At 36.1% G+C, this 13,214-nt stretch carries 7 protein-coding genes and 2 pseudogenes; 4 read left to right on the plus strand and 5 right to left on the minus strand.

Features of this window, described 5'->3' with window-relative positions:
* Positions 1-10: 10 nt before the first annotated feature.
* The 4 genes from DJ93_RS12160 to DJ93_RS12175 are packed head-to-tail and all read right to left on the minus strand — an operon-like array spanning position 11 to position 3,374.
* The gene (locus tag DJ93_RS12160; protein ID WP_042981087.1) at positions 11-613 is read right to left on the minus strand and encodes a response regulator transcription factor; all 603 of its coding nucleotides are present in this window, start codon (positions 611-613) and stop codon (positions 11-13) included.
* Positions 610-1,740: a sensor histidine kinase gene (locus DJ93_RS12165; protein ID WP_042981088.1), complete on the minus strand. Its 1,131-nt coding sequence runs from the start codon at positions 1,738-1,740 to the stop codon at positions 610-612. The genes DJ93_RS12160 and DJ93_RS12165 overlap by 4 nt, the downstream gene beginning before the upstream one ends.
* On the minus strand, positions 1,741-2,475 hold the full coding sequence (locus DJ93_RS12170) for an ABC transporter permease (protein WP_042981090.1): 735 nt from the start codon (positions 2,473-2,475) through the stop codon (positions 1,741-1,743).
* Positions 2,472-3,374, minus strand: a complete 903-nt coding sequence (locus DJ93_RS12175) for an ABC transporter ATP-binding protein (protein WP_042981091.1) — start codon at positions 3,372-3,374, stop codon at positions 2,472-2,474. The genes DJ93_RS12170 and DJ93_RS12175 overlap by 4 nt, the downstream gene beginning before the upstream one ends.
* A 157-nt stretch (positions 3,375-3,531) precedes the next feature.
* Here DJ93_RS12175 and map point away from each other — a divergent pair, with 157 nt between their 5' ends.
* From map to DJ93_RS30475, 4 genes and pseudogenes are all read left to right on the plus strand, one after another.
* Positions 3,532-4,326 (plus strand): type I methionyl aminopeptidase, encoded by a 795-nt coding sequence (gene map, locus DJ93_RS12180; RefSeq protein WP_117287860.1) that lies wholly within the window; start codon positions 3,532-3,534, stop codon positions 4,324-4,326.
* Between the two features lie 10 nt (positions 4,327-4,336).
* Positions 4,337-4,483: pseudogene (locus tag DJ93_RS34810) on the plus strand (LPXTG cell wall anchor domain-containing protein); the annotation flags it as partial.
* A 490-nt stretch (positions 4,484-4,973) separates the two neighbouring features.
* Positions 4,974-6,371, plus strand: coding sequence for a M28 family metallopeptidase (locus DJ93_RS12185; RefSeq protein ID WP_042984193.1), 1,398 nt, complete (start codon positions 4,974-4,976; stop codon positions 6,369-6,371).
* Positions 6,372-6,646: 275 nt separating this feature from the next.
* A pseudogene (locus tag DJ93_RS30475) lies at positions 6,647-6,821 on the plus strand (type I methionyl aminopeptidase); the annotation flags it as partial.
* Between the two features lie 179 nt (positions 6,822-7,000).
* Here DJ93_RS30475 and DJ93_RS30480 read toward each other — a convergent pair.
* Entirely contained in the window at positions 7,001-11,662 is a 4,662-nt protein-coding gene (locus tag DJ93_RS30480) for a Cna B-type domain-containing protein (RefSeq protein ID WP_080743452.1), read from the minus strand.
* Positions 11,663-13,214 lie beyond the last annotated feature (1,552 nt).

Genomic DNA, 13,214 nt, shown 5'->3' on the forward strand with positions numbered 1-13,214 from the left:
ACTACTTTTCTTATATCCATCCCTTTTCCTCTGCAATTGTAATTGCTTCGATTCTATTTTTCGCGTCAAGCTTCGTTAATACTTCCGAAATATAATTCCGCACTGTACCAGGTGAAAGATAGAGCGTCTTCGCAATATCATTTGTGGTCTTTCCTTCTTTCGCTAATAAAAGCACTTCTTTTTCACGATCTGATAACGGGTTTTGTTCCTGCCATAAACCAAACATTAATTCCGGAGAAATCTCTCTTTTCCCCTTTATTACATTACGAATTGCTGAAGCTAAATCTTCACTTGGACTATCTTTTAGTAAATATCCGTGAACACTTGCTTTCATTGCCCGTTCAAAATAACCAGGTCTTGCAAATGTTGTTAAAATCATTACCTTACATGACGATTTTTCCTTCTTCAATGTTTCAGCAACATCTAAGCCACTTTGAATTGGCATTTCAATATCCATAATGCTTATATCTGGCTCTAAGGATTCAATTAATTTTAAGGCCTCTTCCCCGTTCGCTGCTTGCCCAACAACTTCAATATCATCTTCTAGATCAAGTAGGGCTCCTAATGCACCACGAAGCATTCTTTGATCTTCTGCAATAATAATTCGAATCATGCCCTCACCTCATCTTTTCCTGTTCTAATGACGATTGGAACTTTCACCGTTAAAAGTGTACCAGAGTTTACTCCATCTAGCTCCACTAGTCCATCGATAAGGGCAATTCTCTCCCTCATACCGCGAATGCCATTTCCATCATGATTTTGTTCCTCTAGGCCTACACCGTTATCCTTAACTTGTAAAATAAGCTCCCCTTGCGCTTCCAATATAGAAACTGTGCATACAGTTGCCTTACTATGCTTTACAACATTCGTAACAGCTTCCCTTAAACACATACCTAAAATATTCTGTTCAATTGGCGATAACGAACTCGCACTCGCCTCTTGTTCTATTTCTAATTCAATATTAGCAGCTTGTAAAATTACTTTTATTTGTTCAAGCTCTTCTTCTACTGTAATCATGCGCATATCAGAAATTAATTCTCGAAGCTGTTTTAAAGCGGTACGAGATGTTTGTGTAATTTCCTTCGCTTCCATACTTGCACGCTCTGGATTTTTCACAATCAACTTCTCAACGAGCTGGCTTTTTAAAGTAATGAGGGATAACGTATGCCCTAATGTGTCATGAAGATCTCTTGCGATTCGCTGGCGTTCTTCACGTTTTACTAGATCTTTAATTTGTTCGTTTGCTTCGTTTAATTGATTCTTTAACATCTTTTTTTGATTAAAATTACGCATTCCAAATGGTGTAAGGAGCATTAAAATGAACATCGGAACGATATTCACTAAACTCGTAACTGTTAGTTGATCAATATTTACAAATATAAAAGTTCCAAGCATTCCACTTAACAGAACTAACAACACTCGAAATACTTTTTTACTTGGAGCAAATCCCATCGCACTTGCAGTGAAAAATCCAAAAAATATCATGAAGGCATTATAATAAAAAGCAAATAACAAGGTAAGTATCATTTGGATGCATGCCCATAAAACAAAAGTCTTATTAACAAAATAAAGTTGACGGTATGTGATAATAAAAAGTATCAACATACCGCTCCCTATTACAAGCTTCCATCCTGACGCTTGTGCTAAATGGTAAATTGGAAATAATAAATACACGAGCCACATATACGGGAAGAACCCCATATGCTTAGGAAAAATCTCAATCCTCTTCTTCTCTATCATTTATACCGCTTCCTGTCTTTTTCTTATATATATTGATATTACAACAAATATAAGGAAATAACCTCCTAGTACCGCGATATTTTCCCAACCAATTGATTTTCCAGCTACAATATCCCATGCTCCGCTTCCGAAATGATATGTCGGTGTCCATTCACCAATCGTTCTTAATATTTTTGGGAATACTTCAATCGGCATCCATAACCCACCGATTACAGCTAAACTCATATTTAAAATATTTGCTAAGCCAGCAGCTGCATCGGCCTTCTTAATTGAACCGATTACTGTTCCTAACGCTAAAAATGGTGTCACACCTAACAATAACCATAATCCAGCACCAATCCATTGCCCTACTGTTAACTCAACATGATTAATCAATATCCCTGCAATAAAGATAACCAATATTGAAAAAGCATTTACTACAGTTTGAGCGATGATCTTTGCTGTTAAATATGCCCCTTCTGGAAGTGGTGTAATTTTTAAAAGATGTGTCCACCCTTGCCCTTTTTCCTGAGAAAGTCTCACGCCGAAACTAAAAAGTGCAGTACCTACGATACTAAATGTCGCCATCGAGATTAAATAATGTGCTTTCCACGCATCTCCGTTTTGTGGCACTTGAACAACATTTGTGAAAATGTAGTAAAACATAACTGGCATTAATAATGAGAAAAAGATAAATAATTTATTGCGAAATGTACGTAAAATTTCTATTTTGCATTGCATCCATAGTGCTCTCATGCGATTCCCTCCTTCTGATTTGCAACAAACTGCTCAAATGCTTCATCAAGACTTCCACGTTCAACTGAAACATCTGTAACAGGTAAGTTCTTTCGATAAATTGCTTGTAACGTGGCATCCGTATCCTCCGTTGTTAAGATAAAGCGCCCTTCATTTGACTGTACTCCTATTACGTTCGGTAATTCCTTTAGCAAGCTCATAGGAATACTTTCTTTCGAATAAAATGAAATCGTTTTTCGAGAAATCGTCGCTTTCATTTCATCTGGCGTACCATCTGCAATGATTTTTCCATTCGCAAATAATAAAATGCGATCTGCTAACGCATCCGCTTCTTCTAAATAGTGCGTTGTCAAAATAATCGTTTTCCCTTCACTTGCTAATTTTCTAATCGTTTCCCAAAACGTCTTTCGAGACGTAATATCCATTCCAACTGTCGGTTCATCTAAAAATAACAAGTCTGGATTACCAGCAAGCGCGAGTGCAAAATTTAATCTTCTCTTTTGACCACCTGATAGCTTTTCACATCTTTGCTTTCTTTCTGATTCTAAATTTGATAGCTGAAGTAATATTTCTTTCGCTACCGGATTCGTATAATAACTACGGAATAACTCAATCGCCTCTTCTACCGTGATGCTATCAATAACACTTACTTCTTGCAGCATCGCACCGAGACTGTTACGAACATCTCTATGCTTTGGGCTCTTTCCAAATATAGAGACATTCCCTTCTGTCGGATCTTTTAACCCGAGCATCATCGACATTGTCGTTGTTTTCCCCGCACCATTTGGACCAAGTAATGCTACTATTTGCCCTTTATTTACATGAAATGAAACGTTATTTACTGCTTTTTTATGTTTAAATGTTTTAGAAACATCATTTACTTCAATAATCTTTTCCATCTCTCCACCCCCGCCGTTTCTTATATTTACATTGTATGCGTTGGAAAAGCTAGGAAACAGTATGATGCGTCATGATATGCATATGACAATTGTCATATATTCTTTATGAGAGGAATCAACCCTCATACCGCAAGCGAGTAGCAGTACAAAAACAAACATGATACAATCGGATAAGATATATATTCGAGGAAGGACAGTGGTTTTCATGATTATTCGTAATGAACAAGATTTAGAAGGTTTACGAAAAATCGGCCGTATCGTTGCACTTGCACGCGAAGAAATGAAAAAACAAGCGAAGCCAGGTATGACGACGAAAGAGCTTGATTTAATTGGTAAAAAAGTATTAGACGAGAATGGTGCTATTTCAGCGCCTGAAAAAGAATATAAATTCCCAGGTGTAACTTGCATTAGTGTAAACGAAGAAGTTGCTCACGGTATTCCAGGCGATCGCGTATTAAAAGAAGGCGATTTAGTAAACGTAGACGTATCAGCAGCACTTGACGGTTATTATGCAGATACAGGTATTTCATTTGTTCTTGGTGAAGACGAAGAAAAAGAAAAGCTTTGCCAAGCAGCTGTTGATGCTTTTTGGGAAGCAATGAAAAAAGTAAAAGCTGGATCAAAACAAAACCAAATTGGTCGTGCGGTTTCTAATTTCGCACATAAAAATGGATATAACGTAATCCAAAACTTAACAGGACACGGAATCGGACTTAGCTTACATGAAGCACCAAATCACATTTTAAGTTATTATGATCCAATGGATAATTCGCTTCTAAAAGACGGTCTCGTTATTGCTGTAGAACCATTCATTTCTATGAAAGCTGATCACATTATTGAACGCGGTGATGATGGCTGGACATTTGTTACACCAGATAAAAGTCTCGTAGCACAATGTGAACATACGATTGTCGTAACACGTGGCGAACCAATTATTTTAACAGAAATATAAAAACCAACAAAACAAGCAGCAAGATGACCAAAATAAGGACAAGAAACGTCCAAAAACAGGTCATAAAGAAGATTATACACAAACAGTAGGAATCACTCTTCTATTAGCTGGATTGTTAAGTATTTTAGTTACAAAACGAAAAAAAAATTATAAATAATATTTTTTCAGCTAGTCAATTGTTCAATTGATTAGCTGTTTTTTTATGTATAAAAATAAAAAGATGATACATTAACGTATCACCTTTTTAACGGGGTGAGGCTGTTCAAAGCATGGATTACTGTTGAACAGCCTCTTTATTTCATATGGATGCCTTACATATATCACTGATAATCATAGATTATCGCCCTCACGTGATAAAAACATAGGAAAAGAAATCCTATGACGGATCTCTTTTCCCTACATAATCTAAAGTTTGGGTACACTAGATTCATGCAATTTAGGAGCTTTCAGAACAGAAAGCAAACCTTCATATAAAATGATATCATACATATCTTCACTAAAAATATGCAAATATGCATATAAAATGTTCCAACTTTTTTATTCCTCAACGTTAATTAATTGAAAATTAAGAAATCAAAAGGTAAAATAAAGTCGTTATCCGTCTTCTTTTGTCAGTCAGAGAGAATAGAAGAATGGGAGAGGAAAAAATGAGAAAATCACTAAAACAAAAAATAGTAACCTCCTTGCTTGCTGTATCACTCGTTGTCAGCTTAGCTCCAATTGGACAAGCAAAAGCTGATTCTCCGCAAGAAATTACACAACCTTCACCTATTACAGGACAAATGGACACAAGCCGTGCAATCGAACATATTCGTTTCTTATCAGAAACAATTGGTCCTCGTCCTGGTGGTACACAGGCAGAACAATGGGCTTCTCGCTACGTTGGAATGAAATTTAAATCAATGGGCTATGAAGTAGAATATCAGCCATTTACTGTACCAGACCAATATATCGGATTCATTGATTCACCATTATCTCAAAAGCGTACTTGGCAAACTGGCGCCGCTCCAAATTCTTTAATTTCTACTGAAGCTGTCACAGCTCCTCTTATTTTCGTTAAAAACGGGACAAAGTTAGATGATATTCCAAGTGAAGTAAATGGAAAAATCGTATTATTTGAGAGAGGTGTTACTGTAGCAGACTATAATAAACAAGTAGAAAATGCTGTAAGTAAAGGTGCTAAAGGCGTACTCTTATATAGCTTAATTGGAGGCCGTGGAAACTACGGACAAACTTTTAATCCACGCTTAACGAAGAAACAATCCATCCCTGTCTTTGGCCTTGCTTACGCACAAGGGAATGCATTTAAAGAAGAGCTCGCTACAAAAGGAACTACTATTCTTTCTTTAAAGGCACGACATGAATCAAACTTAACATCTCTAAATGTAATTGCGAAAAAGAAACCTAAGCAGAGTACTGGAAATGAAAAAGCAGTCATCGTAAGCTCTCACTACGATAGTGTTGTTGGGGCACCAGGAGCAAATGATAATGCTTCTGGAACTGGATTAATACTAGAATTAGCTCGTACTTTTCAAAATGTAGAAACGGATAAAGAAATCCGCTTTATCGCTTTCGGTTCTGAAGAAACTGGTTTACTCGGTTCTGAATATTACGTAGATAACTTATCACAAAAAGAGCGCAATCGTATTTTAGGTGTCTTCAACGCTGATATGATTGCAACAAATTATGATAAAGCAAAGAATTTATACGCTATGACTCCTGATGGTTCTACAAACTTTGTAACAGATGCAGCATTACAGGCTGGTAAACAATTAAATAATGACCTTGTTCTCCAAGGACAGTTTGGATCTAGTGACCACGTACCATTTGCCTATGCTGGCATCCCTTCTGCATTATTTATTTGGATGGGTGTTGATAGTTGGAATCCATTAATCTACCATATTGAAAAGGTATATCATACACCACAAGATAACGTATTAGAGAACATTTCACCAGAACGTATGAAAATGGCGTTAGAAGTCATTGGTACAGGAGTCTATAATAGCCTTCAACCTACCGTGAAAATGGGACAGAAAGCTGCTTAATACAATTTCAAGCCACCGATTAATCGGTGGCTTGAAATTGAGAAAAAGTAAATATGCATAAAAGCATATTTATTACATGGTATTATCATGTAGAATACAAACTATAACAATAACGGTCACACCTAATAAGGAGACTTTTCCATGATGAAAAAATTATTCTTACAGGTGCGTTAACTTTGGTTGGAGTTACAGAAACTACTGCCTTTATTTCTGAAGCAAACGCTGTAGCAGCTACTCAAGAGCACAGCTTTACAAAATACTATTTCTAAATTCGCCATAAAAATGGCTATGCAGTCATCCAAAACTTAAAGGAACATGGTATTGATATTAGCTTACATGAGATACCAAATCACATTCTAAGCTTATGATCCAATGGATAATCCACTTCTTAAAGACGGTTTTGCTATCGCTTTAGAGCCGCTCATCTCTATGAAAGCTGCCTCGATGATTTAACCCACTTTAAAAGCGTTCTCTTTTCACCATAGAAAAACCCCCTTCAGGTTGCATTCTTTCCTTCACTTTATCATGAAGTTTGTGAATATCTACCTAAAAGGGGTAATATCAATAGTAATTTTTTAATTTGTTCACTACTCAGATTACAGCGTACTCAATAATCTAAAGCCTTTTTATTATTTGATTCGTTGACGAAAGAATAGAATTCCACCTAAAACGAACAAAATCATACCTCCAACAATTGAAATCATATCTGCTGTTGTTCCTCCTGTTTTAGGAAGTAATGGTGTCGCCTTATCGTTTTCCTTAGTAGGTGGGACTTTTGAATCGTTATTTGTATCTGTATTTGTGTTTGGATCTTTTGGATCTGTGCTTGGATCTTTTGGATCTATACCTGTTCCGTCCTTGATTTTTGTATTCGTGATGTCATTACCTTTTACTTCGGATTGGTATCCATCTACTGCTTGTTCTTTCACTTCATACTTATATGCCTTACCTTCGGCATCATATGCCACTAAATCTGTAAACGCATATTTCCAGCCTGTCGCTTCGCTCACTTCTTTTGTTGCGATTACTTGGCCGTTTTGTAGTAAGTCTACTTTAATCATCTTCGGACGATCTTTCGCATTATCGTCTTTCCATGTTTTCGTTCCTTCTACTTTTGTTTCGCCTACTTTTGTATTTGTGATGTCATTACCTTTTACTTCCGATTTATATCCGTCTACCGGCTGTTCTTTCACTTCATACTTGTACGCTACTCCGTTTGCATCGTACACTTGCAATTTGTCAAATGTGTACTTCCAATTTGTTGCCGCTGTTACTTCTTTTGTGTCTACTACTTTACCGTTTTGTAGTAAATCGACTTTAATCATCTTCGGACGATCTGTTGCGTTATTATCGTTCCAAGTCTTTGTTCCTTCTACTTTCGTTTCGCCTACTTTTGTATTTGTGATGTCATTACCTTTTACTTCCGATTTATATCCATCTACCGGCTGTTCTTTCACTTCATACTTGTACGCTACTCCGTTTGCATCGTACGCTTGCAATTTGTCAAATGTGTACTTCCAATTTGTTGCTTTGCTTACTTCTTTTGTGTCTACTACTTTACCGTTTTGTAGTAAATCGACTTTAATCGTACTTGGACGATCTGTTGCGTTGTTATCGTTCCAAGTCTTTGTTCCTTCTACTTTCGTTTCGCCTACTTTTGTATTTGTGATGTCATTACCTTTTACTTCTGTTTGATATCCTTTTACCGGTTGTTCTTTCACTGTATACTCGTAAGCTACTCCGTTTGCATCATATGCTTCTAAATCTACGAATATATATTTCCAACCCATTACTGCTTGGACATCTTGTGTTTTGATCACATTTCCGTTTTGTAGTAAGTCTACTTTGATCATTACTGGACGGTCTGTTGCATTTCCGTCTTTCCATGTTTTCGTTCCTTCTACTTTCGTCTTACCTACTTTTGTATTCGTAATGTCATTACCTTTTACTTCCGATTTATATCCATCTACCGCTTGTTCTTTTACTTCATACTTGTATGCTACTCCATTCGCATCGTATGCTTGTAGATTTTCAAATGTGTACTTCCAATTTGTTGCTTTGCTTACTTCTTTTGTGTCTACTACTTTACCGTTTTGTAGTAAATCTACTTTGATCGTGCTTGGACGATCTTTCGCGTTGTTATCATTCCAAGTCTTTGTTCCTTCTACTTTTGTTTTGCTTACTTTTGTATTCGTAATGTCATTACCTTTTACTTCTGTTTGATATCCATCTACTGGTTGTTCTTTCACTTCATACTTGTACGCTACTCCGTTTGCATCGTATGCCGCTAAATCTTTGAATTCATACTTCCAATCGCTCGCTGCACTTACTTCTTGCGTTGCGATTACTTGGCTGTTTTGTAGTAGGTCTACTTTGATTGTTTCTGGACGTCCTTCACCATTTCCGTCCTTCCATATCTTCGCTCCTTCTACTTTTGTTTTGCCTACTTTTGTATTCGTGATGTCATTACCTTTTACTTCCGATTGGTATCCGTCTACTGCTTGTTCTTTTACTTCATACTTGTATGCTTTTCCTTCGGCATCATATGCCGCTAAATCTTTGAATTCATACTTCCAACCGCTCGCTGTGCTTACTTCTTGCGTCGCGATTACTTGGCCGTTTTGTAGTAAATCTACTTTAATCATCTTCGGACGATCTTTCGCATTATCGTCTTTCCATGTTTTCGTTCCTTCTACTTTTGTTTGACCAACCTTTGTATTCGTGATGTCATTACCTTTTACTTCCGATTGGTATCCGTCTACTGCTTGTTCTTTTACTTCATACTTGTACGCTACTCCGTTTGCATCGTATGCCTGTAATTTGTCAAATGTGTACTTCCAATTTGTTGCTTTGCTTACTTCTTTTGTGTCTACTACTTTACCGTTTTGTAGTAAATCTACTTTAATCGTGCTTGGACGATCTGTTGCGTTGTTATCGTTCCAAGTCTTTGTTCCTTCTACTTTCGTTTCGCCTACTTTTGTATTCGTAATGTCATTACCTTTTACTTCCGATTTATATCCATCTACCGCTTGTTCTTTTACTTCATACTTGTACGCTACTCCGTTTGCATCGTATGCTTGTAATTTGTCAAATGTGTACTTCCAATTTGTTGCTTTGCTTACTTCTTTTGTGTCTACTACTTTACCGTTTTGTAGTAAATCTACTTTAATCGTGCTTGGACGGTCTGTTGCATTGTTATCGTTCCAAGTTTTTGTTCCTTCTACTTTCGTTTCGCCTACTTTTGTATTCGTGATGTCATAGCCTTTTACTTCGGATTGGTATCCATTTACTGCTTGTTCTTTCACTTCATACTTGTATGCTACTCCGTTTGCATCGTATGCCGCTAAATCTTTGAATTCATACTTCCAACCGCTTGCTTCTGTTACTTCTTGCGTTGCGATTACTTTATCATTTTGTAGTAAGTCCACTTTAATCATCTTCGGACGATCTTTCGCATTATCGTCTTTCCATGTTTTCGTTCCTTCTACTTTTGTTTTTCCAACCTTTGTATTCGTGATGTCATTACCTTTTACTTCAGATTGGTATCCATCTACTGCTTGTTCTTTCACTTCATACTTATATGCCTTACCTTCAGCATCATGTACCTCTAAATCTTTAAATTCATACTTCCAACCGCTCGCTTCTGTTACTTCTTGTGTTGCGATCACTTTACCATTTTGTAGTAAGTCTACCTTAATCATCGTCGGACGATCTTTCGCATTATCGTCTTTCCATGTTTTCGTTCCTCCTACTTTTGTTGTTTGTACCACTTTTGTATTTGTAATGTCATAACCTTTTACTTCTGTTTGATATCCATCTACCGCTTGTTCTTTTACTTCATACTTATATGCATTTCCGTCTGTATCATATGCCGCTAAGTCTTTGAATTCATATTTCCAGCCTGTTACTTCTGTTACTTCTTGTGTTGCGATCACTTTACCATTTTGTAGTAAGTCTACCTTAATCATCGTCGGACGATCTTTCGCATTATCGCCTTTCCACGTCTTTGTTCCTGTAACAGATGTAGTTTTCATCTTATTCGGAATTGGTAACTCAATTCCATTTGCAGACCCTGATTTCACTTCGAAACTTACTTTTACTTGAGGATCGAAATCAACATAGTCTGGAGCTGAAACTTCTTGCACATAATATTTACCTGGTTGTAAATTAGGGATTTCAATTATCCCTTTTTCATCTGTTTTATATACATCTCCAACTTGTTCACCAGACTCTTTATACAACTTAAACGAAACATTTGGGATTACTTTTTCTTTATCCCCTTCAATATGCTTAACGATTTTTAGCGTTCCTTTTGGAACCACGTTACCTTCGGCACCACCGCCAGCTGTCATATTCTCGACTGGGTAACTACCTGATTCAATAACTGGGTCTTTGTTTAGAACTTGGTAATCAATCGTATAATCATTCTTAAAAAACTCTTGCTTCTTCCCAGCTTCCGTTATAGTAGATGTATAACCAATCGAAAAGGAGGCAAGACGTGCTTTATCCTTATAAAGCACAACTTTAAATGATCTGTCATCAGTAAAGGTAATCGTTCCGTAACCTTGCTTTTCAAACTCTTGTAACGTTAAAGATCGACGACCTAGATAATCATCTACAATTATATAGAAACTATCCTTATTAAGTGTTTGACCTTCCTGTAAATTATCAGTCACAACAATATCGCGACTTAACTCTTCTTTATTTAAGTTTATATTCAAGAACCAACGTACTTCATTGTCCTTACCTGAGTTCATATCACCAGTTTTATAAAAAAACGGTGACTTTCCAGGATCTGTACCACCACCACTACTTGGTCCGGTAATTGTTACAGATTGCTTATCTACATTTGTACCGAAATTGGTTTCAATCTCTTTCTTTTCATCCGTTCCTACATTAGCAGCTTCCACGAAAAAGTTTAAATACCCTTTAATATTTTGATGTGTACTCACTTTATCATTAAATGTACATACCACAGTACCTGCAGTAACTTTACAAGTACCATAGTCATCTAATGGAAACTCTCTATCTAATCCTTTTAATTCTGGAGGCAGTGTTAATGTTAGTATGTCTCCAGGCTTCAGCCTAAGTCCATTTTTTTCACTAAAGTTTACAGTTACTTTAGTCCGTTCTGTGGTACTTAGATTTGTTTTACCAATCTGAAAACTATCCACAAGTCCTGCTGTGTTTAACTCTTGTGCATTTGCTATTATAGGTAGCAAACTCTGACCTATAATAAACATAAAAATCATTATAATCGAAAAAATCGAGGTTATTCTTTTTAAATACATACTTTCTGTTATCCTCCCTATAAAATTAAATGTTTCTAGATTCTGACACAAACATATTATGACAAAGATTCTATTATTCAATGTCATTAAGCTATTTTACTTACATATGTTTGATAGCTATTATCATCTTTTTCTCTTTTTTCAACCCTTCTATAGCTTAGAAACTTGAATTTTGACTTTTATATACATTCATCTAATTTCTCCGACATGTCTAAACTGTAGTATTTTGAGTCTGTATTGTTTAACAAAAACGGCTAAGGTAAAGGTCAAAGTTTAATAAAGAAATTCATACACATGAACGGGCCATAGAATAACTTCAAAGTCATCACAAGATAATGCAACAAGCGTTCACGATAAAACTCATGACAGCCGTTCGCCTTATTATGCCGTAAAGTTTCCGAAACTTCTTCATATCTAACGCAAACGATTGCTCAATACACAAAAAAATTTAGTGGGAGTAAATATGGACGAGCTACCTCACAGCAAATATGCATTTGACCAACTCCTATACTTATCCTCCTGAAGAATAACAAGAAGTACAGCGTATAATCGAATTAAGCACACCAGCCGGAGAATGTTACAGCTGTGAAATGTGCTAGGATACTCGTATTCTAAAGGATGTCATTGAAGATACGTTTTCTGTCATCATGAGTTGAGGTCAAATTAGACATATGTTAAAACATTTTATGTATAGTTACATAACCGCCCTACACACCGAAACAATCAGACAAGAAAAACAAGAAACGTTCCAATATCAGCGCTATATGATAAAAAACGCTCCGGATGAAGTATTATTTGCCTATGAAGATGAAAGTCATATTCTCCAAATCTGAATACAGTGGAACGAATTTGGGGGTAACTAAAAAAGAGTGTGATTGTCAACTGATTTCATGTGCATCGTGCAGAAATACGAAAATCAGCCTTTTCATTTTTGGAGTCTATAAATGAGTGTCGAGAAAAAGTAATTTGCCTAATGGATCCATGGCTATGTCGAAGAATTAAAATGAACTTATATATACATTTCACTTACTAGCTAAGAAGCGTTAGCTTTTCTAGAGCGACATTAAAGTCAAATGTCGATATATATATATGATGATAATAGCAAAACCGAGAAATTTATCTTCTTTCATCATTTTTATCAAATCATGAAAACTTTAGTTGTACCATATGTACTATTTTAGACATAAAATCCCTAGTTTTTTGACTAGATTGGAAGTTTTCAAGATTAATTACTAATTGTGTAGATACTTGGTTAGATGCAGTGTTTTTTTCGTATTGGTATAACTATAACAATATCTTTTACAACAATCACACCATCTCCTGGTAACATTCCACCAACTAATAATACATGTACGACTTTTTGATAAATTTACCCCCAACAACCTATTATTCTAGAATTGTTCCCAAAAATCAATAGTTAATTAGTGTTTTTCTATTCTTACTTCATCACCATAACATATATTTAGAGTAAAAAACTGAAACAGAAAAAGAGATAGCTTTGCCATCTCTTTTTCTGTTTCAGCTTCCCTTCATCAAGTCGTACATGAAGTTC

It is taken from the genome of Bacillus clarus (assembly GCF_000746925.1).
Lineage (GTDB): Bacteria > Bacillota > Bacilli > Bacillales > Bacillaceae_G > Bacillus_A > Bacillus_A clarus.

What these genes read in the sequence shown, in the direction of transcription:
- DJ93_RS12160 (WP_042981087.1), bottom strand. Translation starts at nt 613, where the DNA reads ATGATTCGAATTATTATTGCAGAAGATCAAAGAATGCTTCGTGGTGCA.
- DJ93_RS12165 (WP_042981088.1), bottom strand. Translation starts at nt 1,740, where the DNA reads ATGATAGAGAAGAAGAGGATTGAGATTTTTCCTAAGCATATGGGGTTC.
- DJ93_RS12170 (WP_042981090.1), bottom strand. Translation starts at nt 2,475, where the DNA reads ATGAGAGCACTATGGATGCAATGCAAAATAGAAATTTTACGTACATTT.
- DJ93_RS12175 (WP_042981091.1), bottom strand. Translation starts at nt 3,374, where the DNA reads ATGGAAAAGATTATTGAAGTAAATGATGTTTCTAAAACATTTAAACAT.
- map (WP_117287860.1), top strand. Translation starts at nt 3,532, where the DNA reads ATGATACAATCGGATAAGATATATATTCGAGGAAGGACAGTGGTTTTC.
- DJ93_RS12185 (WP_042984193.1), top strand. Translation starts at nt 4,974, where the DNA reads ATGAGAAAATCACTAAAACAAAAAATAGTAACCTCCTTGCTTGCTGTA.
- DJ93_RS30480 (WP_080743452.1), bottom strand. Translation starts at nt 11,662, where the DNA reads ATGTATTTAAAAAGAATAACCTCGATTTTTTCGATTATAATGATTTTT.